18 protein-coding genes and 1 pseudogene are annotated in these 25,092 nt (G+C 69.7%); 12 read left to right on the forward strand and 7 right to left on the reverse strand.

What is annotated here, in order from left to right; all coding sequences use genetic code 11:
* Positions 1-26: 26 nt before the first annotated feature.
* Positions 27-1,049, forward strand: a complete 1,023-nt coding sequence (locus AB0L45_RS02195; RefSeq protein WP_365835144.1) for a Gfo/Idh/MocA family oxidoreductase — start codon at positions 27-29, stop codon at positions 1,047-1,049.
* A 383-nt stretch (positions 1,050-1,432) separates the two neighbouring features.
* Here AB0L45_RS02195 and AB0L45_RS02200 read toward each other — a convergent pair whose 3' ends face one another.
* Positions 1,433-1,615 (reverse strand): hypothetical protein, encoded by a 183-nt coding sequence (locus tag AB0L45_RS02200; protein ID WP_365835146.1) that lies wholly within the window; start codon positions 1,613-1,615, stop codon positions 1,433-1,435.
* Positions 1,616-1,635: 20 nt separating this feature from the next.
* Between AB0L45_RS02200 and AB0L45_RS02205 the strand changes: the two genes are divergently transcribed.
* The 5 genes from AB0L45_RS02205 (at position 1,636) to AB0L45_RS02225 (ending at position 6,963) form a co-directional block, all read left to right on the forward strand.
* Positions 1,636-2,499 (forward strand): sugar phosphate isomerase/epimerase family protein, encoded by an 864-nt coding sequence (locus AB0L45_RS02205; RefSeq protein ID WP_365835148.1) that lies wholly within the window; start codon positions 1,636-1,638, stop codon positions 2,497-2,499.
* A gap of 2 nt (positions 2,500-2,501) precedes the next feature.
* Positions 2,502-4,100 carry a sugar porter family MFS transporter gene (locus AB0L45_RS02210; RefSeq protein WP_365835150.1) on the forward strand — a complete coding sequence of 533 codons (1,599 nt, stop codon included), beginning with the start codon at positions 2,502-2,504 and terminating at the stop codon, positions 4,098-4,100.
* A gap of 240 nt (positions 4,101-4,340) precedes the next feature.
* The gene (locus tag AB0L45_RS02215) at positions 4,341-4,544 is read left to right on the forward strand and encodes a MerR family transcriptional regulator (protein ID WP_365835152.1); all 204 of its coding nucleotides are present in this window, start codon (positions 4,341-4,343) and stop codon (positions 4,542-4,544) included.
* Positions 4,545-4,621: 77 nt separating this feature from the next.
* Positions 4,622-5,569, forward strand: coding sequence for a 2-dehydropantoate 2-reductase (locus AB0L45_RS02220; RefSeq protein ID WP_365835154.1), 948 nt, complete (start codon positions 4,622-4,624; stop codon positions 5,567-5,569).
* A gap of 335 nt (positions 5,570-5,904) precedes the next feature.
* Complete coding sequence (locus AB0L45_RS02225; RefSeq protein WP_365835156.1) at positions 5,905-6,963, forward strand: Gfo/Idh/MocA family oxidoreductase; 1,059 nt, start codon at positions 5,905-5,907, stop codon at positions 6,961-6,963.
* A 109-nt stretch (positions 6,964-7,072) separates the two neighbouring features.
* On the opposite strand, the gene AB0L45_RS02230 is transcribed toward AB0L45_RS02225, so the two are convergent.
* Positions 7,073-8,293: a cation:proton antiporter gene (locus tag AB0L45_RS02230; RefSeq protein ID WP_365835158.1), complete on the reverse strand. Its 1,221-nt coding sequence runs from the start codon at positions 8,291-8,293 to the stop codon at positions 7,073-7,075.
* 543 nt (positions 8,294-8,836) lie between these two features.
* On the opposite strand from AB0L45_RS02230, the gene AB0L45_RS02235 reads away from it, so the two are divergent.
* Positions 8,837-9,133 (forward strand): heavy-metal-associated domain-containing protein, encoded by a 297-nt coding sequence (locus tag AB0L45_RS02235; protein WP_365835160.1) that lies wholly within the window; start codon positions 8,837-8,839, stop codon positions 9,131-9,133.
* Between the two features lie 5 nt (positions 9,134-9,138).
* Positions 9,139-11,469, forward strand: coding sequence for a heavy metal translocating P-type ATPase (locus AB0L45_RS02240; protein ID WP_365835162.1), 2,331 nt, complete (start codon positions 9,139-9,141; stop codon positions 11,467-11,469).
* Between the two features lie 508 nt (positions 11,470-11,977).
* Here AB0L45_RS02240 and AB0L45_RS02245 read toward each other — a convergent pair.
* The 5 genes and pseudogenes from AB0L45_RS02245 to AB0L45_RS02265 form a co-directional block, all read right to left on the reverse strand.
* On the reverse strand, positions 11,978-13,267 hold the full coding sequence (locus AB0L45_RS02245; RefSeq protein ID WP_150238655.1) for a citrate synthase: 1,290 nt from the start codon (positions 13,265-13,267) through the stop codon (positions 11,978-11,980).
* A gap of 115 nt (positions 13,268-13,382) precedes the next feature.
* Positions 13,383-15,650: an ATP-dependent RecD-like DNA helicase gene (locus tag AB0L45_RS02250; protein WP_365835164.1), complete on the reverse strand. Its 2,268-nt coding sequence runs from the start codon at positions 15,648-15,650 to the stop codon at positions 13,383-13,385.
* 322 nt (positions 15,651-15,972) lie between these two features.
* The gene (locus tag AB0L45_RS02255; RefSeq protein WP_365835166.1) at positions 15,973-16,851 is read right to left on the reverse strand and encodes a sugar phosphate isomerase/epimerase family protein; all 879 of its coding nucleotides are present in this window, start codon (positions 16,849-16,851) and stop codon (positions 15,973-15,975) included.
* A pseudogene (locus tag AB0L45_RS02260) lies at positions 16,848-17,924 on the reverse strand (dihydrodipicolinate synthase family protein); the annotation flags it as partial. The pseudogene AB0L45_RS02260 and the gene AB0L45_RS02255, both read right to left, overlap by 4 nt.
* Before the next feature lie 95 nt (positions 17,925-18,019).
* Positions 18,020-19,171 (reverse strand): Gfo/Idh/MocA family oxidoreductase, encoded by a 1,152-nt coding sequence (locus AB0L45_RS02265; protein WP_365835168.1) that lies wholly within the window; start codon positions 19,169-19,171, stop codon positions 18,020-18,022.
* Positions 19,172-19,394: 223 nt separating this feature from the next.
* On the opposite strand from AB0L45_RS02265, the gene AB0L45_RS02270 reads away from it, so the two are divergent.
* The 4 genes from AB0L45_RS02270 to AB0L45_RS02285 all read left to right on the forward strand — a co-directional run bounded on the left by AB0L45_RS02270 (position 19,395) and on the right by AB0L45_RS02285 (position 24,886).
* Positions 19,395-20,615 carry a LacI family DNA-binding transcriptional regulator gene (locus AB0L45_RS02270; protein WP_365835629.1) on the forward strand — a complete coding sequence of 407 codons (1,221 nt, stop codon included), beginning with the start codon at positions 19,395-19,397 and terminating at the stop codon, positions 20,613-20,615.
* 43 nt (positions 20,616-20,658) lie between these two features.
* On the forward strand, positions 20,659-21,618 hold the full coding sequence (locus tag AB0L45_RS02275; RefSeq protein ID WP_365835170.1) for a bifunctional helix-turn-helix transcriptional regulator/GNAT family N-acetyltransferase: 960 nt from the start codon (positions 20,659-20,661) through the stop codon (positions 21,616-21,618).
* 29 nt (positions 21,619-21,647) lie between these two features.
* Positions 21,648-22,457: a sugar phosphate isomerase/epimerase family protein gene (locus AB0L45_RS02280; RefSeq protein ID WP_365835631.1), complete on the forward strand. Its 810-nt coding sequence runs from the start codon at positions 21,648-21,650 to the stop codon at positions 22,455-22,457.
* A 605-nt stretch (positions 22,458-23,062) separates the two neighbouring features.
* A complete protein-coding gene (locus tag AB0L45_RS02285) occupies positions 23,063-24,886 on the forward strand; it encodes a glycoside hydrolase family 3 protein (protein ID WP_365835172.1) in 1,824 nt (607 codons plus the stop codon).
* The last annotated feature ends 206 nt before the right edge of the window (positions 24,887-25,092 follow it).

Here is a 25,092-nt window from a genome sequence, read left to right on the forward strand (position 1 = left end):
CCGTACGGAGCGAGGAGTTCTACGAGATGAGCCAGCAGCACGGAACGCTCGGCGTGGCCGTCATCGGCACCGGCCGCATGGGCGCCGACCACGTACGGCGTATCAGCGACGTCATCAGCGGAGCGCGGGTGGCGGCGGTCGTCGACATCGACGCGGACCGGGTCAAGCGCATCGCCGACACCATCGAGGGCTGTACGCCCTGCACCGACCCGGAGGCCGCGATGGCGGACCCGGACGTCGACGCCGTACTGATCGCCTCACCGGGCGCGGCCCATGAGGGGGCGCTGCTCACCGCCTTCGCGCGGGACCTGCCGGTGCTGTGCGAGAAGCCGCTCACCCCGGACCCGGCTTCCGCGCTGCGCGTCCTGGAGGCCGAACAGCGGCTGGGCCACCGGCGCGTACAGGTCGGCTTCATGCGCCGGTACGACAGCGACTACCTCAAACTCAAGTCGCTGCTCGACCAGGGCGCGTACGGCCGGCCCCTGATGCTGCACAACAAGCACCGCAACGCCGGCACACCGCCCGGCTTCACCAACGCCATGATGATCCACGACTCGGTCGTGCACGAGATCGACGTGACGCGCTGGCTGCTGGACGAGGAGATCACCGCCGTACGCGTCCTCCGCCCGGCCCCCACCGGCAGCGCGCCCGACGGCCTCAGCGACCCGCAGCTCATCCTCTTCGAGACCGCCGCCGGCCAGGTCGTCGACACCGAGCTGTTCGTCAACTGCGGCTTCGGCTACCAGGTCAGCTGTGAGGCGGTCTGCGAAGGGGGCACCGCGCGGATCGGCGACGATCACGGGGTGTTCGTCAACGCCGCCGGAAAGTGGGGCGGCTCGATCACGCCGGGTTTCGTGGAACGCTTCGAGGAGGCGTACGACCGGCAGGTGCAGCGCTGGGTGGACGCCACGCGGCGCGGTGAGGTCGAGGGCCCGAGCTGCTGGGACGGGTACGCGGCGGCCGTGGTGTGCGAAGCGGGCGTACGCGCCCAAACCACGGGCGAACGCGTCGAGGTCGAACTGGGAGAACGGCCGGCGCTGTACCGCTGAGCCGGGAGCGGCTCGCGCTTGGTGGTGTCGCCGGCCTTTCGTCTCCCGTCTCCCTTTCGCCTCCCGCCTCCCTTTCCTCTCCCTCCCGTCTCCCTTTCGCCTTACTTTCACCGGCGTCTCACGGTCGGCGCACCACTGCTGACCGGTTGCCGCTTTCTGCCTGCCGGGGCGGACGGCGCGTTGCTCCCCGCAGCGGACGGTGCGCTGCTCCCCTGCGGCGGACGGTGCATCGCTCCCCCGCGGCGGACGCGCGACCTCAGCTCCGGTACGGCCGGCGCGCCGTTACTTCTTGCTCATGGCCGGCGCGCTGCCGCCTGTCGATCTGTCGTCGCGGCCGGCGCGCCCGCTGCCTCTCGTCACAGCCCACGTGCCGCCGCTCTTCATCACAGCCCGCGTGCCGTCGCTTTCATCACAGCCCGCGTGCCGTCGCCCTTCATCACGACCCGCGTGCCGTCGCTCTTCATCACGACCCGCGTGCCGCCACCCGTCATGACCGGTGCGTCGTTCCGCGGCACGGCGCGGCGGGTTTCGGCCTGCTCAGCGGCCGGAGACGCGGCCCGCGTCACTTCCGAAAGGTCTCCCCCTCATGAAGATCGCTCTCGACCCGTACATGTTCCGCGACGTTCCCCTGCTCGAACTGCCCGCCCTGGTGGCCGAGCTGGGTTACGAGTGGATCGAACTTTCACCGCGTTCTGATGTGAATCCATTTTTCCTGCACCCGCGCATCGACGATGCCACCGTCCGCGCTTTCCGCAGGGAACTGTCCGCCGCCGGCGTCGGCATTTCCTCCGTACTGCCCCTGTACAAGTGGTCCTCCCCGGACGAGGACGAGCGCCAGGCCGCCGTCCGCTACTGGAAGCGCGCCATCCAGATCACCGCCGACCTCGGTGTCGACGCCATGAACTCGGAGTTCAACGGCCGCCCCGAACGGGCGGACCGCAGCGAAGGCCAGTTCTGGCGGTCCCTGGAGGAACTGCTTCCCCTGTTCGAGCGCGAGGGCATCTCGCTCGCGCTCGAACCGCACCCGGACGACTTCATCGAGGACGGACACGCCGCCGTCGACATGATCCGCGGCATCAATTCCCCGCTGGTGTCCTTCCTCTACTGCGCGCCGCACACCTTTCACCAGGGAAACGACGCTCCCGGCATTCTCAAGCGCGCCGGCGCGCTGACCACCGCGGTGCACCTCGCCGACACCTTCGACCACACCGCGTCCTCCGGGCTGCGCTACATCGTCAACCCGCCCGGATCGGCCGTACGCGTCCACCAGCACCTGGACATCGGACAGGGCGAGGTGGACTTCGACGAGCTTTTCCGGGAACTGGCCGCCAACGGCTTCGACGGCACGCTCGTCTCTTCCGTGTTTGCCTGGGAGGAGCGCGCCAAGGAGTCAGCACGCTTCATGCGCGAGCAGCTGGACACGTACGTCAAGAAGAACTGGAGCCGATGATCATGGCCGCATCCAGTGGGCCGACGGCATCCACGGGCGACCCCGACGCCGCACACTCCACCACTCCCTCGCCCACACATCCCGCCACCCCCTCGCCCGGACACCCCGGCTCCCCCTCGCCCGGACACCCCGGCTCCCCCGTCACCACCCCCGCCCCACCCGCTACCCCCGCCCCACCTGCTGCTCCCGCCTCCCCCGCACCCTCGCCTGCCGCCGCCACCCGCAACGCCAAGCGCTTCATCATCGCCATCGCCGCCATCGCCGCTCTCGGTGGTGCCCTCTTCGGTTACGACACCGGAGTCGTCTCCGGCGCGCTCCCCTTCATGGAGACGCACTTCGGCCTCACGTCACTCGGTGAGGGCGTCATCACCAGTGCCCTGCTGATCGGCGCGGCGTTCGGGTCGCTGGCCGGCGGGCGGATGGCGGACGGGCTGGGGCGGCGCAACGCGCTGCTGTGGGCGGGCGCGGTGTTCATCGGCGGCGCCCTCGCCGTGGCGCTCGCCCCCACCGTCCCCTTCATGGTCCTGGCGCGCTTCGCGCTCGGCCTCGCGGTGGGCAGCGCCTCGGTGATCACACCGCTGTACCTCTCGGAGATCGCACCGCCGCACATCCGCGGCCGGCTGGTCTCCTTCAACTCCCTCATGATCGTCAGTGGGCAGTTGCTGGCCTATCTGATCAATGCGGTGCTCGCCCGGTGGGAGGCGTGGCGCTGGATGCTGGGCCTGGCGGCGCTGCCGGCCGTGGCCCTGTTCGTCGGGCTGTTCTTCCTGCCGGACACGTCGCGCTGGTACATCAGCAAGGGACGTACGGAACAAGCCGCGCGGGTCCTGCGGCGCACGCTGCCCGCCGAGGAGGTCGACGGGGAACTGGGCCGCATCCACCAGGCCCGCGCCCTGGAGGCCGACGCGCGCCGCGGCGCCTGGCAGGAACTGCGTACGCCCTGGGTACGGCGCCTGCTGCTCATCGGCGTCGGACTGGCGATCGTCCAGCAGATCACCGGCGTCAACGCGGTCATCTACTTCGCGCCCAAGATCCTTGAATCCACGGGCCTGGGCACCAACGCCTCGATCACCGCCACCATCGCGATCGGCGCCATCTCCGTCATCGCCACCGCGATCGGCATGTCACTGATCGACAAGGTCGGACGACGACCGATGCTGATCACGGGCCTTTCCGGAATGACCGTCTCACTGGCCCTCCTGGGCGCCTCCTTCCACCTCCCGAAATCCACCGGCGTCAGCTGTCTCGTCCTCGGCCTGATGGTCCTCTACATGGGCTTCATGCAGGCCACGCTGAACACCGGAGTCTGGCTACTGCTTGCAGAAATGTTTCCGCTGAAGGTGCGGGGCCTGGCGATGGGCGCGGCGGTCTTCGTCATGTGGCTGGCCAACTTCACAGTGGCGCTGGTGTTCCCGGTGCTCCTCGACGCGGCCGGCGCGAGCATCACGTTCTGGCTCTTCGGCCTGATGTGCGTACTGTCCCTGCTCTTCTGCAAGCGGTACGCCCCGGAAACCAAGGGCATGGCCCTGGAGGACCTGGAACACGAACTGCGCAAGACGGCCACGGAGACGGAGGCGGGGCGGCCAGTTAGGCAGCGGTGACGTCGAGGCGTGCGCCCCTTTCCCCTCCCCGCCCCTCCTCAACCCACGACATCAATGCCCCGTTCGTCACAGCTGTCACCATTACGCGCGTCTTCCGTCACAGCCGCTCAACAGGCCCTCGCCCTTGCTCACTCGGTGTCGTTCACCGGGCACAGGCTGAGTGATCACCAGGCCGCACGCAGTTTCTCCGCCGGCTCCCCCGGGCCGTCACTGCGCGCGGCTGAGGGAGGTGCGAGACATATGACCGACCGCAGACTCTGGTCGTACAAGGAGATCGCCGCACACATCCGCGTCCAACCCGACACCGTGCGCTCCTACCGTAAACACGGGCTACTGCCGTCACCGGATCTCGTCGAGGGCGGCAGACCGTACTGGTTCGCCGACACCATCCGCACCTGGGTCGCCCAGCGCCCCGGCCACGGCGGACGCCGCGACAAGGACTGACGCCCCGCCTCCCGGGCCCCGCGCCACCGCCGCGCGGGGCCTCCGCAACCCGTCCACGAGGGGGTTACGCTCGGCGCATGCCGCCCCTACCCGCACCGGCCACGCCGTTGCGCATCGCTGTGATCGGCGGTGGCGCGATCGGCGGATTCGTGGCAGCACTGGCGCACCTGACGGGACACCACGTCACCTTGTGCGTACGCACACCGCTGGACCGGCTCGTGCTGGAGACGGACGGCGAAAGCATCGACGCCCCCGTACATATCGCCGTCGCGCCGGAGACGGCCGGGCCCGCCGACTGGATCTTCCTGGCCACCAAGGCCCAGGACACCGCCGGCGCCTGTGCCTGGCTGCGCCGGCTCTGCCACCCCGGCACGGTCGTCGTCGTGCTCCAGAACGGCATCGACCACACCGAACGCGTGGCCCCGTACGCCCCTGACGGTACGGAGATCCTGCCCGCGGTCATCTACGCGTCGGTCGAGTGCACCGCCCCCGGCCGGGTCAGGCACTACGCCGGCAATGTGATCCACGTACCGGACGGCGCCCTGGCCGCCCGCCTCGCCGGCCTCCTCACGGGCGGCCGCCTCACGGTCGTACCGGTTCCCGACTTCACGACGACCGCCTGGCAGAAGCTCCTCACCAATCTCGCGGCCAACCCCCTCACCGCCCTTCTCCAGCAACGCATGCGCATCTTCAACGATCCCGGCATGGCCGCCCTCACCCGGGACATCCTGGGCGAAGCCGCCGCGGTCGCGCGGGCCGAGGGTGCGGACGTGCACGACGCGGACATCGATCGCGTACTGGAGATGTACGCGATGGTCCCGCCGGACGGTGGCTCGTCGATGCTCTACGACCGCCTGGCCGGCCGCCCCATGGAGCACGAGCACATCACAGGCGCGGTGGTGCGCGCCGGGGAGCGCCACGGAATCCCCACTCCCCTCAACGGAATGCTGCTCACCCTTCTGCGCGCGGTGGACCGGGAAATCGCCGCCCGGAGAAACGCCGGCGGACAGCACACCGGGACGTAAGAACCGGGGCGCAAGAACCGGGATGTAAGAACCGGCGCGTCACATGTGAAACCGACGCGCCGTCCGGCACTCGCCCCGCCAGGCGGCGAGGCGCGACGCGCCGGCAGCCCACCCCCCCTTCAGGGGTTGACATAAGTATGTCTGGACATGCACTCTGCGGCGGAACTCAGGTGCGCCCAGGAGCGCGTCCCGTGGCCGCAGCCGTGGCCCCGGCATGCTGAAACCTTCCTGCACCCGCCTGACCCGTCCTCGAACTCCTCGGCCGACCGCCCCGTCAACCGGTCGGCCTGGTCGGCCCACGGACGGCATCGGCCCCAGACGACAGGAGCTGGCACATGAAGATCGGCCTCATCGGCACCGGACGCATCGGAGCGTTCCACGCCGAGACCTTGAAGTCCGTGCCCGGCGTGGACCGCATCGTCGTCGCCGATGCCGATGCGGCCCGCGCACGTGTCCTCGCGGACACGCTGGGCACGGAGGCCGCTGAAACGCTTCCGCAGATGTACGCGGACGGCCTGGACGGCGTTGTCATCACCGCCGCGACGAGCGCGCACGCCGAACTGATCCACCAGGCACTGGACGCCGAGGTGCCGGTCTTCTGCGAGAAGCCGGTAGCGCTGGACGTCGCGGGCACGCTCGCCGTCGTAGAACGTTGCGCGACCATCACCGTCCCCGTACAGATCGGTTTCCAGCGCCGCTTCGACCGTGGCTACCGGGCCGCCCGCGAGGCCCTGCGGTCCGGCGACCTCGGCTGGCTGCACACGCTCCGCGCCTGCACCAGCGACCAGGCGCCGCCGCCGGCCGCCTTCATCCCCACCTCCGGCGGGCTCTTCCGCGACTGCAGCATTCACGACTTCGACATCCTGCGCTGGCTCACCGGCCGCGAGGTCGTCTCCGTGTACGCGCAGGGCGCCAACCGCGGCGACTCCTTCTTCGCCGACGGCGACGACGTGGACACCTGCGCCGCGCTGTTGCGCTTCGACGACGACACGCTGGCCACGGTCACCGCGACCCGCTACAACGGCGCGGGCCACGACGTCCGTCTGGAAGTCTGCGGATCGAAGGGCGCGCGCATCGTCGGGCTCGACGACCGGGCCCCGCTGCCGAGCGCCGAACCCCACGTCTCCTGGCAGCAGTCCGCTCCGTACGCGACCTTCATGGAACGTTTCCACGACGCGTACGTCACCGAACTGCGCGCCTTCGTGGACGTGGCCGCCGGCCACGCGAAGAGCCCCTGTCCGCCCACCGACGCGCTGGAAGCGCTGTACGTCGCCGAGGCGTGCGACCGTTCCCGCCGCACCGGCGAGCCGGTCAGTGTCGCGGACGTACGCGTTCCCATGGCCGAGGCGGACGTGTACGACGCCCCCGACCGACACCGTGCGCCCCTCCCGTAAACCCCTCGCTGACACCTCTGGGGCGTAACCGACCTGGCGCCCTACAGGTCGGACGCCGGCGGCGAACAGTCCACTCGCCGGCACCGATGATCCGACGATGCTCAGCGCCTCACCAGGACTCCGACGCACCCTTCCGCGGCCCCTCCGGAACCGGTGCCAGTCCTTCCGCTCCCGCCCGCAGCCGCATGGCCACCAGCGGGAAAACCAGTACGGAGATCATCGCCGCGCCCACCATGGCTGCCGCCTCGCCGGCGTCGAGTACGCCGCTGTCCTGGCCGATCGTGGTGATAGCGACGACCAGGGGCAGCGCCGTCGACCCGTAGAGCATCAGCGCGGCGCGGTCCTTGCGGCCCAGATCGCGCGGCGCGAGCAGCACGAGCGGCAGCCCGCGTACGACGAGCAGCAGAACGAGGAAGAGCGGCAGCAGCAGAAGTGAGCGCCCGTTCGCGAAGAGCGACGAGAGGTCGAACTCGACGCCCGTGACGATGAAGAACAACGGCACCAGGAACCCGAAGCCCATCGCCTCCAGCCGCCCGAGAATCTCCTGGCTGCTGTCCGGCGCGGCCTCATGCAGCACCAGGCGCATGATGACCCCGGCCGCGAACGCGCCCAGCAGAATGTCCAGCCCGAACACCTGCGAGATGCCGAGCATGACGGCCAGCAGCAGAACGAACAGCCGGATGGCGAACTGGCCGCTGCTGTGCAGGGTCCGGGCGATGATCCGGTAGAACCACATGGGGCTGGGCTTCAGGGCCCAGTAGACGGCGCCGGCGGTCAGCAGGGCGAAGGCGAAGAGCAGGATCGTCGATTCGCCGGGATCCCGCCCGCTGAGCAGCAGCGCCATCGCGATGATCGGCCCGAATTCACCGACCGCACCGGTGGCCATCATCACCGAACCGAAGCGGGTTCCCAGGTCGCCGGAGTCGCGCAGTACGGGCAGGACGGTGCCGAGGGCCGTGCTGGTGAGCGCCGTACCGACGACGATCGCCTTGGTCAGGTCGCCGGCGGCGAAGCCGAAGGCGATGGCCAGGCCGAGGACGAGTGAGACGACCCAGGCGTAACCGGCGCGTTTGAGGGTGTCCCCGCGGACCTTGGCGAACTCGATCTCGTACCCGGCGATGAACATCAAGGTGGCCAGTCCGAGGTCGGAGAGGGCGTTGATGACCTCTCCGGAGTGCGCCCAGCCCAGGACGTCCGGACCGATCAGGATGCCCAGCACGATCTCGAAGATGACCAGGGGCACCGGCAGCCAGCGGCCGAGACCGTATGCGAGAAGCGGCGCGGCCACGGCGATCGCCATGATCAATACGAGTGTTGCTGACTGCGACATAAGCCGCTTTTCTACCATATGCGGCAGCGCGTTTCCGCTTCGCGAGCTGGGCGGACGGGCACTCCTTACGAGACGTCGGCACGCCTGACAGGCATGCCGACAGCCCGCTTTTCTTCGATGCCCTTGTCGCCGTCATCGGCCAGGCGCGCGGAGCGCCGACACGCCGTCAGCAGGTCCCTGCGCCACCCACTGCACCGGCGCGCCCCGCAGGGCATCCGAGACCGTACGGGACCTCCGAAGCGCCACGCAACCAGGCGTTTCGGCAGATCACTGAAGCCCGCGCGGCCCGCAGTGACCAGCAGGACGACGGGGAGCTCCAGGCGACACGGACGCACAGACACACAGACGCACGAGCTCACGGGCGCACGGCGCACGGGCAAACAGCCACGCTTGGCACCCCCCTGGCCTCAATACCCCCTAGGGGTATAGAGTTGTCGACGTCGGGGCGCGCCGGAGGCTCCCGGGACTCCGGAGTTCCCACGCCGCAGGCGTATGTCAGTGAAAACTTCGAGCACGGCGACCACACGCACCAAGGAGAGACCCATGACTGCCGAACAGACCAACGGTTCCTGCTGCTCCCCCGAGGGCTCGTGCAACTCCGGGACCGCCGATGTCCAGGTGGGCGGCGTCACCACCACCTACGAGGTGAGCGGTATGACGTGCGGTCACTGCGAAGGCGCCGTCTCCGCCGAGATCTCGGAGATCCCGGGCGTGCAGTCGGTGCAGGCGTCCGCCGCCACCGGCCTGGTGACCGTCGCCTCCAAGGCACCGCTCGACGAGGCGGCCGTACGCGCAGCGGTCGACGAGGCCGGCTACGAGCTCAAGGGCCTGGCGGCCTGAGCCCCATGACCGGTACGACCGCGCAGGCGCGGGTCGAGCTCGCCATCGGCGGCATGACCTGCGCCTCGTGCGCGGCGCGCGTCGAGAAGAAGCTCAACCGGTTGCCGGGCGTCAGCGCCACCGTCAACTTCGCCACCGAAAAGGCACGCGTCGAGTACGGCACCGAAGTCTCGGTCGACGACCTGATCGCCACGGTCGAGAAGACGGGCTACACGGCACAGCGGCCGGCACCCGCCGAACCCGCGAAGCCGTCCCCGGCCGGCACCCCCGCCCAGAATTCCGCCACCGCCCCGACCGCTCAGACCGCCCCGCCCCCCACGGACCACGGCTCCGAGGCGCGCGACCGGGAGCTGGCCGGGCTGCGCGAGCGGCTGCTCATCTCCGCCGTGCTGGCCGTTCCCGTCATCCTCTTGTCGATGATTCCCTCGCTCCAGTTCGACAACTGGCAGTGGCTCTGTCTGACGCTGGCCGCGCCCGTCGTGGTCTGGGGCGCGTACCCCTTCCACCGGGCCGCCTGGACGAACCTGCGGCACGGCGCCGCCACGATGGACACCCTGGTGTCCATCGGGACGCTCGCCGCCTTCGGCTGGTCCCTGTGGGCGCTGTTCTTCGGCGACGCGGGGGTGGCCGGCATGCGGCACGGTTTCGACCTCACCGTGGGCCGCACGGAGGGGTCGTCGGCCATCTACCTGGAGGCCGCGGCCGGAGTGACGGCGTTCCTGCTCCTCGGCCGCTATCTGGAAGCGCGCTCCAAGCGGAAGGCCGGCGCGGCGCTGCGGGCGCTGATGGAGCTGGGCGCGAAGGACGTGGCGGTGCTGCGGGACGGGCACGAGGCACGCGTCCCGGTGGAGCAGCTGACCGTCGGCGACCGGTTCGTCGTACGCCCCGGAGAGAAGATCGCCACGGACGGCACGGTCGCCGAGGGTTCTTCCGCCGTGGACGCCTCGATGCTGACCGGCGAATCGGTTCCGGTCGACGTGGCTCCCGGCGACAGCGTGACGGGCGCGACGGTGAACACCAGCGGCCGGCTGGTGGTGGAAGCCACTCGGATCGGCGATGACACGCGGCTGGCGCGCATCGCGGCACTGGTCGAGGACGCGCAGAGCGGCAAGGCCGCGGTGCAGCGGCTCGCCGACCGGGTTTCCGCCGTCTTCGTCCCCGTCGTCCTGCTGGTGGCGCTCGGCACCCTGGCCGGGTGGCTCCTGGCGACCGGCGACGCGACCGCGGCGTTCACAGCGGCCGTCGCCGTACTGATCATCGCCTGCCCCTGCGCTCTCGGCCTGGCGACGCCCACCGCCCTGATGGTCGGTACGGGCCGAGGCGCCCAGCTCGGCATCCTCATCAAGGGGCCCGAGGCCCTGGAGTCCACCCGCCGTATCGACACCGTCGTCCTGGACAAGACCGGCACGGTGACCACGGGACGGATGAGCCTGTACGAAGCCGTGCCGGCGCCGGGTGTCGCCCAGGACGAGCTGCTGCGGCTGGCGGGCGCGCTGGAACACGCCTCGGAACATCCGATCGCGCGCGCCATCGCGGAGGCGGCACGCGAGCGCCTGGGCGCGCTTCCGGAGCCGGAACACTTCGAAAACATGGCCGGCCTCGGCGTACGCGGCATGGTGGAAGGCCGACGCGTCCTTGTCGGGCGCGAGCGGCTGTTACGCGACGGCGCCGAAGGCGGGACGGCGGCCGACGCCAGTGGCCTTCCAGAGGCGCTGGCCGCCGCCAGGGACGCCGCCGAGGCTGCCGGGCGGACCGCGGTGCTCGTGGCCTGCGACGGGCAGCCACGCGGGCTGCTGTCGATTTCCGACACCGTGAAGGAAGGCAGCGCCGAGGCGGTACGCCGGCTGCGCGCGCTGGGGCTCTCCCCGGTACTGCTGACCGGTGACAACCAAGCGGTGGCCGACGCCGTGGCCGCCGAAGTGGCCATCGACGAGGTGATCGCGGAGGTGCTGCCCGAGGACAAGGTCGCGGTGATCGAGCGGCTGCGCGGCGAAGGCCGCAGCGTCGCGATGGTGGGCGACGGCGTCAACGACGCGGCCGCCCTGGCCGCCGCCGACCTGGGTCTGGCGATGGGCACCGGCACGGACGCGGCCATCGAGGCCGGCGACCTCACCCTCGTACGCGGCGATCTGCGGGTCGCGCCGGACGCCATCCGGCTCGCCCGGCGGACGCTGGCCACGATCAAGGGAAATCTCTTCTGGGCCTTCGGCTACAACGTCGCGGCGGTTCCGTTGGCGGCGGCCGGCCTGCTCAATCCGATGATCGCTGGCGCGGCGATGGCCTTTTCCTCGGTCTTCGTGGTCAGCAACAGCCTCCGGTTGCGGCACTTCCGCTGACGGATGTGTCCGGCGCGAAGTTTTTTTGCCTTCACAAGTTCCCTACAACTGACACAACACCCATACGGACGGGCCTCGATCTCCAGATCGAGACCCTTGACCGCATTCGCCCAGTTATGGCAAGAGACCCAGATCACACCGCTTGGAACGTAACCATTGTGGGGGGTCGCGAGTCTAACCGTGCGGTGCAGGCACCTCGGCGGGGCCTGTACCGCAACGGCCAGGCTGGTCTTGGGGGACCACGCCCGGCAACGCGTGGCCGGGGCGACGTGCCCGGGGAGCTTTGAGCGGCCCTCCCGTACGTGCGCGTCCCGGCAGATCGCGGCACCACCATGAAGCGCCCGGACGGATCCCGTGGGGGGAATCCGACCCGGGGAACAAGGGAAGCGCCCCGCGCTCCGGACCCGTGGGGGGATCTGGAGGCGGGGCGCTTTCTGCTGGGCGGACCGGCCCGGGCCGCCACGCGGGCGGCCGGCCGGTCAGCAGCTGTCCCGGAGGGCGGAGTCGCTCAGCGCTCCTCGACCGGGACGAAGTCGCGCTCGACGACCCCGGTGTAGATCTGGCGCGGGCGGCCGATGCGGGAACCCGGCTCCTTGATCATCTCGTGCCACTGGGCGATCCAGCCGGGCAGCCGGCCGAGCGCGAACAGCACGGTGAACATCTCGGTCGGGAAGCCCATGGCCCGGTAGATCAGGCCGGTGTAGAAGTCCACGTTCGGGTAGAGCTTGCGCGAGACGAAGTAGTCGTCCGAGAGCGCGTGCTCCTCCAGCTTGAGCGCGATGTCCAGCAGCTCGTCGCTCTTGCCGAGCGCCGAGAGGACATCGTGCGCCGCCGCCTTGATGATCTTCGCCCGGGGGTCGAAGTTCTTGTAGACGCGGTGCCCGAAGCCCATGAGCTTCACGCCGTCTTCCTTGTTCTTCACCTTGCGGATGAAGGAGTCGACGTCACCGCCGTCGCGCTGGATGCCTTCCAGCATCTCCAGCACCGACTGGTTGGCGCCGCCGTGCAGCGGGCCCCACAGCGCGTTGATGCCGGCCGAGATCGAGGCGAACAGGTTCGCCTGCGAGGAGCCGACCAGGCGCACGGTGGAGGTCGAGCAGTTCTGCTCGTGGTCCGCGTGCAGGATCAGCAGCTTGTCCAGAGCGCTGACCACGACCGGGTCGAGCTCGTACTCGGCAGCCGGCACGGAGAAGGTCATGCGCAGGAAGTTCTCGACGTAGCCGAGGTCGTTGCGCGGGTAGACCACCGGGTGACCGACCGACTTCTTGTACGCGTACGCGGCGATCGTCGGAAGCTTGGCCAGCAGCCGGATCGTCGAGATGTGGCGCTGCCGCTCGTCGAACGGGTTGTGGCTGTCCTGGTAGAACGTCGACAGCGCGCTGACCACGGAGGACAGCATCGCCATCGGGTGGGCGTCCCGCGGGAAGCCGTCGAAGAACCGCTTGACGTCCTCGTGCAGCAGGGTGTGGTACGTGATGTCCTGCTTGAAGTTCGCCAGCTGGTCGACGGTGGGCAGCTCACCGTTGATCAGCAGGTAGGCGGTCTCGACGAACGTGCTGCGCTCTGCGAGCTGCTCGATCGGGTAGCCGCGGTACCGAAGAACGCCGTTCTCACCGTCCAGATAGGTGATCGCGGATTTGTACGCGGCAGTGTTGCCATAACCGGAATCCAGGGTCACCAGACCGGTCTGGGCGCGCAGCTTCGAGATGTCGAAGCCCTTGTCGCCGACGCTGCTGTCGACGACCGGGTAGCTGTATTCGCCGTCCCCGTAACGCAGTACTACAGAGTTGTCGCTCACGTCATCCCTCACCGACGTTGTGCCTCTTCTTCGAGGTGCCCTGACTGCCTATACCTTCCCCCATTTGGACCTTGGCTGTGCACTCGGGGTCGGCCATAGGGCCTGCGGGCGGCACTCAGTGCCGCTCAGAGTGCCCATCCTGCTCCCCTTCGCCCCGATTGGGGAAGAGGTGACCACGCACCGCACCGACGAGTCGATGACGCAGCGCGGTCCACCTTCGACCTGCGGACACGGTGCGTACAGCCTGCCCCAGAGCCTTGCGCGAGCCGACCAGCACCACCAGCCTCTTTGCCCGCGTGACGGCGGTATAGAGCAGGTTTCTCTGCAGCATCATCCAAGCGCTGGTGGTGACCGGAATCACCACCGCCGGATACTCACTGCCCTGAGAACGGTGGATGGTCACCGCATAAGCGTGCGCCAGCTCGTCCAGCTCATCGAAATCGTACGAGATCTCCTCGTCCTCGTCCGTGCGCACCGTCAGCCACTGCTCGTCCCGATTGATCTTGGTGACGACACCGACCGTGCCGTTGAAGACGCCGTTCTGCCCCTTCTCGTAGTTGTTGCGGACCTGCGTGACCTTGTCACCCGCCCGGAACACCCGGCCTCCGGAGCGCCGCTCCGGCGCCTCGGGCCGGGCCGGCGTGAGGGCCTGCTGGAGGAGGCCGTTCAGCGTGCCGGCGCCGGCCGGGCCGCGGTGCATGGGGGTGAGCACCTGCACGTCCCGTCGCGGGTCCAGGCCGAACTTCGCGGGGATACGGCGCGCGACCACGTCGACCGTGATCCGGCCGACCCCCTCGGAGTCCTCCTCCACGAAGAGATAGAAATCGGTCATCCCTTCGACGATCGGCAGCATCCCCTCGTTGATGCGGTGGGCGTTGGTGACCACACCGGAGTGCTGGGCCTGGCGGAAGATCCGGGTCAGCCGTACGGCCGGGACCGGGCAGTTCTCGGCGAGCAGGTCCCGCAGCACCTCGCCCGCCCCCACGGAGGGGAGCTGGTCCACGTCCCCCACCAGGAGGAGGTGGGCCCCCGGCGGCACCGCCTTGACGAGCTTGTTGGCGAGCAGCAGGTCGAGCATGGACGCTTCGTCCACCACCACCAGGTCGGCATCGAGCGGCCGGTCCCTGTCGTACGCGGCGTCCCCGCCCGGCTTGAGCTCCAGCAGCCGGTGTACCGTCGACGCCTCGACGCCGGTGAGCTCCGACAGCCGCTTGGCGGCCCGGCCCGTGGGAGCCGCGAGCACCACCTTGGCCTTCTTCGCACGGGCCAGCTCCACGATCGAGCGGACCGTGAAAGACTTGCCGCACCCGGGCCCGCCCGTGAGCACCGAGACCTTTTCCGTGAGCGCCAGCCGTACGGCGGCCTCCTGCTCGGGTGCCAGGGTGGCCCCCGTACGGTTGGCCAGCCAAGCCAGCGCCCTGTCCCACGCCACGGTCCGGAACGACGGCATCCGGTCCTCCTGCGTCCGCAGCAGCCGCAGCAGCTGCGCCGCGAGGGAGGTCTCGGCCCGGTGGAACGGGACCAGGTAGATCGCGGCGATGGGGTTGCCGCCCTCCGGTGACGGCACGGCTTCGCGGATCACTCCTTCCGGGTCCTCCGCCAGCTCCCCCAGACACTCGATGACCAGCCCCGTGTCGACCTGGAGCAACTTGACCGACGCGGCGATCAGCTCCTCCTCCGGGAGGTAGCAGTGCCCCTGCTCCGTCGACTGCGACAGTGCGTACTGCAATCCAGCCTTGACCCGGTCCGGGCTGTCGTGCGGGATGCCGACGGCCTGCGCGATGCGGTCGGCGGTCAGGAAGCCGATGCCCCAGACGTCGGCGGCGAGTCGGTAGGGCTGGTTCTTGACGACGGAGATCGAGGAGTCACCGTACTTCTTGTAGATGCGCACCGCGATGGAGGTGGAGACGCCCACCCCCTGGAGGAAGATCATGACCTCCTTGATGGCCTTCTGCTCTTCCCAGGCGTCACCGATCATCTTCGTGCGTTTCGGGCCGAGCCCGGGGACCTCGACAAGGCGCTTCGGTTCCTTCTCGATGATGTCGAGGGTGTCCAGGCCGAAGTGGCCGGTGATGCGATCGGCCATGACCGGGCCGATGCCCTTGATGAGGCCGGAGCCGAGGTAGCGGCGTATGCCCTGGATCGTGGCGGGCAGGACGGTGGTGTAGTTCTCGACGGTGAACTGCCGTCCGTACTGCGGGTGGGAGGCCCAACGGCCCTCCAGCCGCAGCGACTCCCCCGGCTGTGCTCCCAGCAGCGAACCGACGACAGTGAGGAGATCGCCGGAGCCGCCCGTGTCCACACGGGCGACCGTGTAACCGGTCTCCTCATTGGCGTAGGTGATCCGCTCCAGGACCCCTTCGACCACGGCTGGATTGAACATGAGCCGACGGTACCGCCGAGGTCCGACATCGCGTTCGGGCCTGTGGATAACTCGGTCGGAAGGCTCCGCGAAGCGGTTCGGTGGCCGCTTCACCACGGCCTCGGCAACGGTCGCAGCGGGCTCCGCCGCACCGGTTCGCACCCCGCGTCGCAGACACTTCGAGGGGCCCGGTCCAATGACCGGGCCCCTCGATTCCCCCTCCGCTCGGCCCCCTGATCCCCCCTCGGATCCCCCCGGTTCCCTCTCCCCTCGGGAGCCTGACGACAAGTACGACCCGCCCGGCCCCGGAACGGTTGCACGGATCCGGTGAGTTATTTCTTCGTTACCTGGTGTGCATGACGTGGGTGGTGAACCGCTCGACGACTTCGGCCAGCACCTCTGCCCCCGGCCGCTCCCACAGCACCGGATTGAAGATCTCCACTTCGACGGGGCCTCGATAGCCGGCGGCATCCACCTGCTCCAGGAACCAGCGCAGGTCGATCGCTCCGTCGCCGAGTTGACCGCGCCCGAGCAGAACGCCGGCGGGCAGTGGTGTCACCCAGTCGGCGAGCTGGAAGGCCGCGATACGGCCTCCGGCGCCCGCGCGGCCGATCTGCGAGCCGACCGTGTCGTCCCACCACAAGTGGTAGGTGTCCACGACCACACCCACCCGCTCGGCCGGGAACCGTTCGGCGAGCGCCAGAGCTTGGGCGAGCGTGGAGACTACGCAGCGGTCCGCCGCGTACATGGGGTGGAGCGGCTCGATGGCCAGACGTACCCCCGCATCGGCGGCATGCGGGACGAGCTCGCCCAACGCGTCGGCGACTCGCTCTCGGGCACCATGCAGGTCGCGGCTCCCCGGCGGCAGCCCACCTGAGACCAGCACGAGAGTGTCGGTCCCCAGGGTGGCGGCTTCCTCGATGGCGGTCCGGTTGTCGGCCAGTGCTTCCGCACGCTCCTTGGGGTCGATGGCGGTGAAAAAGCCGCCACGGCAGAGACTGGTGACGGTCACGCCTGCGTCCCGTACGAGCCGGGCGGCGGCGGCCACACCGTACTCCTGCACCGGAGCACGCCAAAGGCCGACGCCGCGTACTCCCGCTTGCGTGCAGCCGGCTACGAGTGCGGGCAGGGACCATTGCTTGACGGTCTGCTGGTTGAGGCTGAAGCGCGAGAACAGAGCGTCCCGCTCGGCCTGAGTGGAGGCGAGGGAGCTGCTGCTCACGCCACGCCTCCGAATACTGCTTGGAGTTGACGCATGCGAGCCGCGGCCAGATCCTGGTCCGGAAACAACCCCAGGCCATCGGCCAGTTCGTACGCCCGCTTCAGATGCGGCAGCGAGCGTGCCGACTGGAGACCGCCGACCATCGTGAAGTGGGGCTGGTGGCCCGCTAGCCAGGCGAGCAGGACAACGCCGGTCTTGTAGTAGCGCGTCGGTGCCTGGAAAAGGTGGCGGGACAGCTCGACGGTCGGGTCCAGCATCTTGCGGAAGCCGGCCGTGTCGCCGCTGTCCAGGAGGCGTACGGCGTCGGCTGCCAACGGGGCGAGGGGGTCGAAAATGCCCAACAGGGCATCGCTGAAGCCGTGTGTGTCGCCGGCGATCAGCTGGGGGTAGTGGAAATCGTCGCCCGTGTAGCAACGCACTCCCTTCGGGAGGCGTCGGCGCAACCGGACTTCCCGGTCGGCGTCCAGCAACGAGACCTTCACGCCGTCCACCTTGTCCGGGTGCTCGGCGATGATCTGAAGAAACGTCTCGGTTGCGGTGTCCAGGTCCGTACTGCCCCAGTAACCGCGCAGTGCGGGATCGAACATCGGGCCGAGCCAGTGAAGGATCACCGGCCCGGCCGCCTGGCGCAGCAGGTGTCCGTAGATTTCCACGTACGGGTCCGGGCCCGCGGCTGTCGCGGCGAGCTGCCGGGAGGCCATGACGATGGCCTGGGCGCCGGCGCTTTCCACGAGTGCAAGCTGTTCCTCATAAGCGGCCCGCACGGCCTGGATGTCGGCGCGGCTCCCTGCAGGAACGTTCAGCTGGTCCGTCCCCACTCCGCAGGCGATGCGCCCGCCCACCGCCGCGGCTTCGGCGGCGGAGCGGCGGATCAGCTCGGCCGCCGAGGACCAGTCGAGGCCCATGCCGCGCTGCGCGGTGTCCATGGCCTCGGCCACGCCCAGGCCGTGTGACCACAGGTGATGCCGGTACGCCAGGGTGGCGTCCCAGTCGATGGCGGCGGGGCCGTCGGGAGTGGTGTCAGCGGAGGGATCGGCGACCACGTGAGCGGCGGCGAAGACGGTACGGGAGGCAAAAGCGCCGACCCCGTGGCCTGCCGCAGACGCCGGCCCGGGCCTGCGCCCGTTCCCGTACGAAGACGCACTTCCCGTCCCGCTCCCCTGCCCGCTCATCGCCCCAGCTCCGGCACGTCCAGGCGCCGGCCCTCGGCGGAAGACCTCAGCCCCAATTCGGCGAGCTGGACGCCACGCGCGCCCGCTGCCAGATCCCAGCGCCAGGGCTCGTCCCGTACGACATGCCGCAGGAAGTGTTCCCACTGCACCTTGAATCCGTTGTCGAATTCCGCGTTGTCCGGGACCTCCTGCCACTGTTCCCGGAACGGCTCGGTCGCCGGCATGTCCGGGTTCCAGACGGGCTTGGGAGTGGTGGCACGGTGCTGGATGCGGCATTTACGCAGCCCCGCGACGGCGGAGCCGTCCGTACCGTCCACCTGGAACTCGACCAGTTCGTCGCGGTGAACCCGCACCGCCCAGGAGGAGTTGATCTGCGCGACGATGCCGCCGTCCAGCTGGAAGATCCCGTACGCGGCGTCGTCCGCGGTGGCCTCGTACGGATTCCCGCTCTCGTCCCAGCGGCGCAGTACGTGCGTGGTGACCTGGGCTTGTACGGTGCGTACGCGGCCGAAGAGTTCGCGCAGCACGTACTCCCAGTGAGGGAACATGTCGGCCGCGATGCCGCCGCCGTCCTCGGCGCGGTAGTTCCAGGACGGGCGCTGCGCCGACTGCCAGTCGCCTTCGAAGACCCAGTAACCGAACTCGCCCCGGACGGACAGGATGCGTCCGAAGAAGCCCCCTTCGACCAGGCGGCGAAGCTTGAGCAGCCCGGGCAGGAAAATCTTGTCCTGGACGACGCCGTGTTTGACGCCGGCTTCGTCGGCCGCGCGGGCCAGTTCCAGCGCGCCGTCCAGACCGGTGGCGGTCGGTTTCTCGCAGTACACGTGTTTCCCGGCAGCAATCGCTTTCTTCACGGCGTCCTCGCGCGCGGAGGTGACCTGCGCGTCGAAGTAGATGTCGACGCTCTCGTCCGCGAGCACCGCGTCCAGGTCGGTGCTCCAGTGCTCCAGACCGTGGCGTTCGGCGAGCGTCCGAAGCTTGTGTTCGGCGCGGCCCACGAGGAGCGGCTCGGGCCAGATGACCGTGCCGTCGCCGAGGTCCAGGCCGCCCTGTTCCCGCAGCGCGAGGAGGGAACGGACCAGGTGCTGGCGGTACCCCATGCGTCCGGTCACGCCGTTCATGGCGATGCGTACGGTCGTGCGTGTCACGGTCCGGCCCTTCCTTCTGGAGAATGCGGCTCGTGTGGCGGGCGCGGAGAACGCGCCGGCGCGCGCGGCGAGTGGAAGTCAGCGGTTGGCGGTGCATGACGAGAGTGACCAAGCCGACGGCGAGCGCGGTACGGAAATGCGTAGTAAGCGCTTTCCATCGCGGGAGAAGCTAGCCTGCGGCGCGAGGCAAGGACAAGAGGCACGACAGGGGGCGGAGCGAGCGATGGCAGTGACGCTGGCGGAGGTTGCGGCGCGGGCGCGGGTTTCGACGGCGACCGTCTCACGCGTACTGAACGGCAATTATCCGGTGTCCGAGAGCACCCGCGCCCGCGTGCTGCGCGCCGTGACGGACATGGAGTACGTGGTCAACGGTCCGGCCAGCGCGCTGGCCGCCGCTACCTCCGACCTGGTGGGCATCCTCGTCAACGACATCGCCGACCCGTTCTTCGGGATCATCGCCTCGGCTGTGCAGTCCGAACTGAGTGGTGGGGCTGGCATACGGACGACCGACGGAGCGGCCACCCGAACGGGTGATGGCAATCCGCGCCGTAGCCCGGGCAGTGCGTACGGGCTGGTGCCGACCGACGAGAAATTGGCCATCGTGTGCAACACCGGCGGCTCCCCGGAACGCGAACTCACCTACCTGACGTTGCTCCAACGCCAGCGCGCGGCGGCGGTAGTCCTGACCGGCGGCGCGGTGGAGGACGCGGATCACGCCGAAGCCGTGGCTGCGGCGCTGTCACGGCTCGCCGCGGCCGGCACCCGGGTGGTCTTGTGCGGCCGGCCGCCTGTCACGCGAGAAGCCGCAGTGTCAGAGGCCGGCCAGGTTCCTCAGGCGCGCAATTCTGCGAAGCGTTCCCACCCCGGGGCCGCCACTCCATCCGCCCCTGCCGCCCCCTCCCCCATCACTCTCGCCTTCGACAACCGCGGCGGCGCCCGCCGGCTGACCGAGCACCTGGTCTCGCTCGGCCATCGGAACATCGGGTACATCGCCGGCCCGGCCGGCCGTACCACCACCCGCCACCGCCTGGAGGGCCACCGTGTCGCCCTCGCCGCGCACGGCATCCCCGACCCGGCTCACCGCACCATCCACGGCGCTTACGACCGCGCCGCCGGTTACGACGCGGCGCAAGAACTGCTGCGCCGAGACGCTTCCTTGACGGCCGTCCTCGCGCCCAACGACACCGCCGCCCTGGGAGTGTGTGCCGCCGTGCGCGATCGCGGCCTGCGGGTGCCGGGTGACATCTCCGTGGCGGGTTTCGACGATCTTCCGTTCAGTGCGGACGCGGCCCCGGCGCTCACCACGGTGCGGCTGCCACTTCAAGAAGCCGGTGCGCGGGCCGGGCGGTTGGCCATGGGGCGCGAGGCGCCGTCGCCGGGTGAAGTCGCGACGTTCAGGGCTGAGTTGATGGTGCGGGAGTCACTGTCCGTACCGTACTCTTGACGCAGTCAACCTTGACTGGGTCAAAGATAAGGCGGGATGCGCCATGTCAGCCCATGAGGTCCAGGAAATTCGCCGGTTCAATCGCTTCTACACGAACCTCATCGGCGCGCTTGATTACGGCCGCCACCTCTACACCCCGTACACCCTCACCGAAGCCCGGGTCTTGTACGAGCTCGCGCACGCCCACCAGGTGGACGCCGCCGACCTGCGTGTGTCGCTCTCCCTGGACGCCGGTTACCTCAGCCGGCTGCTCACCAGGTTCGAGGAGAGCGGGCTGATCACCCGCGGCCCCTCGGAGCGGGACGGGCGGCGCCAGCGCATCACGCTCACCGAGGAAGGCCGCGCGACCGCGAACCTCCTGGAGGAACGTTCGTGCGACTCCGCGGGCTCGCTCCTCAACCGTCTCTCCCGCTACGAACGGGCGCGGCTCGCGGAGTCGATGGCGACCGTGCGAGAACTGCTCGGCGACACGGCGGAACGCCCCGAGCCGGTGCTGCGGCTGCGCGCCCCCGAGCCCGGGGACCTGGGCTGGATGGTGCAGCGCAACGCCGTCCTGTACGCGCAGGAGTACGGCTTCGACCTCAGCTACGAGGCGCTGGTGGCCCGCATCGTCGCCGAATACGCCGAACGTTACGACGCACGCTGGGACCGTACCTGGGTCGCCGAGCTGGACGGCGAACGGGCGGGCGCGGTCATGTGCGTACGGGACGGAATCGACACGGCGCACGAGCCGGCGGACGGGTCACCGCCCCGTACAGCCCGGTTGCGTCTGCTCCTGGTCGAGCCGGAAGCGCGCGGCCACGGCGTCGGCCGGGCGCTCGTGTCCGCGTGCGTCGATTTCGCCCGCGAAACCGGATACCGCGAGCTGGTGCTGTGGACGAACTCCGTACTGAGCGCGGCGCGCGTCCTGTACGAGCGCGCGGGCTTCGTCCTGACCGCCGAGAAGCCCCACCACAGTTTCGGCCGGGAGCTCGTCGGACAGGACTGGCGTTTGCCGCTCTGATCTGTGTTCACATGGTTCTCATGAGCGATATGCGATATGCGTTCTCGACACTCGGAGTGCCCGGGATGCCGGTGGGCGAGGTCGTGCAGCTGGCGGCCGGCGCCGGATTCGACGGGGTGGAGCTGCGCGCTCACCCCGAGGAGCAGGTACATCCGCGCATCGGGCTGCGCGAACGTGCCGCGGTGCGTCAGCAGTTCGCCGATGCCGGGGTGGAGATTCTGGCGGTCTCCGGGTACGCGCGGGTGGCCGCGGCGCACGACGAGCGCGGCGAGGAGGAGCTGGCGGCGGAGCTGACCGAGCTGGTGGTGCTCGCTGCGGATTTGGGAGCGACGTTCGTGCGAGTGTTCCCTGGCGGCGGTGACCGGCCTGCCGGGGAGGCCGACGCGGACGCGGCGCGGCATCTGGCCGCGGTGGCGCCGTTCGCGGCGGAGCGGGACGTACGCGTTCTCCTGGAGACGCACGATTCGCACCCGCGCGGAGCCGACGCGGCGCGGATCGTGGGCCCCGTGGGACACCGGCACATCGGTGCGCTCTGGGACGTGCTTCATCCGTGGGCCGGTGGGGAGGCGCCGGCCGACACGTTCGCGGCGCTTGCTCCGTATCTCGGGTTCGTGCAGGTCAAGGACGCCGCTTCGGCCGAGGACACCGCTCCACTGCCGCTCGGCGCCGGTGCGGTCCCGTTGGCCGACTGCATCGGTGTGCTCGCTCGCGCGCAGTGGGACGGCTGGCTGTGCTGGGAGTACGAGAAGCGGTGGTATCCGCGCGCCGCCGCTCTCCCCGGGCTGCTGAGCGCGGGGCGTGAGCACCTGGAGCGGTTGGTGGCATCGGCTGCGTCCTGAGGAACGCGGGGCTGCGAGGCGTCGGCGTACGTGCGTGGCGTCCCGAAGGCGGGGCGCCGTACGTCCGCGTGCCGCGACGTCGACGTACGTGGAGCCGGTCCGTCACCTCCGACTTCAGGAACGTTTCTGCACCGCCCGCGCTCGCCTCAGGAACACATCCCCCCACATCCGTACCATTTCCCGTATTCCTGCCGAACCCGGGAACCCACCCGGGCCGCCGACCGTCAAAACGGTGTGCTGTGTGACCCCGCAGTGCGGTGTCGGCCTCGCTGCTGGCTGCGTTGCTGACCACCCTCTCCGCCGCCTGCGGCCGGCAGCACCCGCCACCGGTGCACCCCCCTCCAAACGCGCCGGTGGCGGCTCACGTTTCCCGGTTTGCCCCTGCCCGGGCGTCGCGCTCGGGCTGCCCGCCTGATTCCGCGCGCTCGCTTCCTAAGCCTCTCCCTCGGAGACGTTGCTCGTTCCCAGCACCGATGCTTCCCCCGACTGGCAGAGCCGCCGAGCATTGACCGGCCGTACTTTTCCGGTTACTCGTGACTTCTTGGGAGTTTCCTTCAGACCGCCGGGGCCGCACTCGGCGAGGAAGCCCTCCGGAAGGAGCGCAGATGCACTCCAGACGTACCGTTCTGACCACCGCCGCGGCCGCCGCCTGTGCCATGGGTACGGGCGGCGGCGCCGTTCACGCCGTCGCTTCCGGCCCGCGCGCCGCCGGGGCCGGCGATGCTCGCGCCCGCGCGGCCCGGCTCATTTCCCGGATGAATCTGGAGGAGAAGGTCGGGCAGTTGTTCGTCATGCGGGTCTACGGCCACTCCGCGACCGACCCGGACCCGGCCGACGCCGAAGCGAACCGCAAGGAGATGGGTGTCTCCAACGCGGCCGAACTGGTCGCCAAGTACCACCTCGGCGGCATCATCTATTTCGGCTGGGCGCACAACACCCGCGAGCCCCATCAGATCGCCGACCTCTCCAACGGCATCCAGCGCGCCGCTGCCGTCCAGCGCGTTCCCGTACCGCTGATGATCTCCACCGACCAGGAGCACGGAATAGTCGCACGCATCGGTGCGCCCGCCACGCTCTTCCCGGGCGCGATGGCGCTGGGCGCCGGCCGTTCGCGCGAGGATGCCCGCACGGCCGGACGGATCGCGGGCGAGGAGTTGTACGCGATGGGCATCCGGCAGGACTACGCGCCGGTGGCCGACGTGAACGTCAATCCGGCGAATCCCGTGATCGGGGTGCGCTCTTTCGGCTCCGACCCGAAGGCGGTGGCGCGTCTGGTCACCGCGCAGGTAAGCGGTTACCAGCGGGCGGGAGTGGCCGCGACGGCCAAACATTTCCCGGGGCACGGGGACACCGACACCGACAGCCACGTCGGTCTGCCCTACATCCGGCACACCGCCGAGGAGTGGGCGCGGCTGGACGCGCCGCCGTTCCGGGCGGCCATCGAGGCCGGCATCGATTCGATCATGACGGCGCACATCGTCGTACCCGCCTTCGACCCGAGCGAGGACCCCGCCACGCTCTCCCGGCCGATCCTCACCGGCCTCCTGCGCGAGCGTCTCGGATTCGACGGGGTGGTGGTGACCGACTCGCTCGGTATGGAGGGCGTACGGACGAAGTACGGTGACGCCCGGGTGCCGGTGCTCGCACTCAAGGCGGGCGTCGACCAGTTGCTCAATCCGCCGGACATCGCCGTCGCCTTCGCGAGCGTGGTCAAGGCGGTACGGACGGGGGAACTGACCGAGCGGGCCATCGACGAGAAACTGACGCGCATCCTGGTGCTCAAGGAGCGGCGCGGGCTGTTCGACGATCCGTACACGACGCACCGCGCGGTGGAACGTTCCGTCGGCACCCGGCGGCATCTGGCCACGGCGGACCGGGTCGCGGAGCGCACCACCACGCTGCTCGTCAACGACGGCGGGCTGCTGCCGTTGTCCCGGCGTGCGCAGCCGCGTCTGTTGGTGGCCGGCGCCGCCCCAGCGTCACCGTCCGGGACCGGGGGGCCGCCCACGAAGGTGCTCGCGGAAACCTTCAATCAGCTGGGATTCACGGCCACCGCGCTCTCCACCGGCACCGCGCCCACCCAGGAACTGATCGAACGGGCGGTCACGGCGCTGCGTACTCAGGACGCGGCGGTCGTGGCGACGTACAACGTCACGGCGACCTCGTCGCAGCGCGCTCTGGTCGACGCGCTGCTGGGCACCGGGAAGCCGGTCGTGCAGGTAGCTGTCCGTAATCCGTACGACATCGCTCAGTTGACCGGCGTACGGGCGGCGCTGGCCACCTACTCCTGGACGGACGTGGAATTGCGGGCCGCGGCCCGAGTGATTGCCGGCCGACGCGATCCGGAAGGAAAGCTGCCGGTTCCGGTGATGCGCGCCGATGCGCCGGGAACGGTGCTCTATCCGGTCGGACACGGCTTGTCCTATTGAGCCGGCGGCCGGCATTCGGCTGGCCGCATGGACCGTACGGGGCTTCGGCGCCCAGAGTCCCGTACGGCCCGGACTGCTGATCCCCGGATTTGCCCAGCCCCGCGGCCATGCGGATTTCCGAACTGCCCAGCTCCCCAAGCCTGTGAATCCCCGTGCGCCCTGCGGCAGCCCCCGTTCAGCTCTCGTACCGCCGGCCCCGCAGTGGT

This window comes from Streptomyces sp. NPDC052496 (genome assembly GCF_040679095.1).
In the GTDB taxonomy this organism is placed as follows: domain Bacteria; phylum Actinomycetota; class Actinomycetes; order Streptomycetales; family Streptomycetaceae; genus Streptomyces.

Bases quoted from the DNA above. Each gene is read 5' to 3' on its own strand.
- AB0L45_RS02205 (WP_365835148.1), top strand. From the start codon at position 1,636: ATGAAGATCGCTCTCGACCCGTACATGTTCCGCGACGTTCCCCTGCTC.
- AB0L45_RS02210 (WP_365835150.1), top strand. From the start codon at position 2,502: ATGGCCGCATCCAGTGGGCCGACGGCATCCACGGGCGACCCCGACGCC.
- AB0L45_RS02235 (WP_365835160.1), top strand. From the start codon at position 8,837: ATGACTGCCGAACAGACCAACGGTTCCTGCTGCTCCCCCGAGGGCTCG.
- AB0L45_RS02230 (WP_365835158.1), bottom strand. From the start codon at position 8,293: ATGTCGCAGTCAGCAACACTCGTATTGATCATGGCGATCGCCGTGGCC.
- AB0L45_RS02225 (WP_365835156.1), top strand. From the start codon at position 5,905: ATGAAGATCGGCCTCATCGGCACCGGACGCATCGGAGCGTTCCACGCC.
- AB0L45_RS02240 (WP_365835162.1), top strand. From the start codon at position 9,139: ATGACCGGTACGACCGCGCAGGCGCGGGTCGAGCTCGCCATCGGCGGC.
- AB0L45_RS02220 (WP_365835154.1), top strand. From the start codon at position 4,622: ATGCCGCCCCTACCCGCACCGGCCACGCCGTTGCGCATCGCTGTGATC.
- AB0L45_RS02270 (WP_365835629.1), top strand. From the start codon at position 19,395: ATGGCAGTGACGCTGGCGGAGGTTGCGGCGCGGGCGCGGGTTTCGACG.
- AB0L45_RS02285 (WP_365835172.1), top strand. From the start codon at position 23,063: ATGCACTCCAGACGTACCGTTCTGACCACCGCCGCGGCCGCCGCCTGT.
- AB0L45_RS02195 (WP_365835144.1), top strand. From the start codon at position 27: ATGAGCCAGCAGCACGGAACGCTCGGCGTGGCCGTCATCGGCACCGGC.
- AB0L45_RS02280 (WP_365835631.1), top strand. From the start codon at position 21,648: ATGCGATATGCGTTCTCGACACTCGGAGTGCCCGGGATGCCGGTGGGC.
- AB0L45_RS02275 (WP_365835170.1), top strand. From the start codon at position 20,659: ATGTCAGCCCATGAGGTCCAGGAAATTCGCCGGTTCAATCGCTTCTAC.
- AB0L45_RS02250 (WP_365835164.1), bottom strand. From the start codon at position 15,650: ATGTTCAATCCAGCCGTGGTCGAAGGGGTCCTGGAGCGGATCACCTAC.
- AB0L45_RS02215 (WP_365835152.1), top strand. From the start codon at position 4,341: ATGACCGACCGCAGACTCTGGTCGTACAAGGAGATCGCCGCACACATC.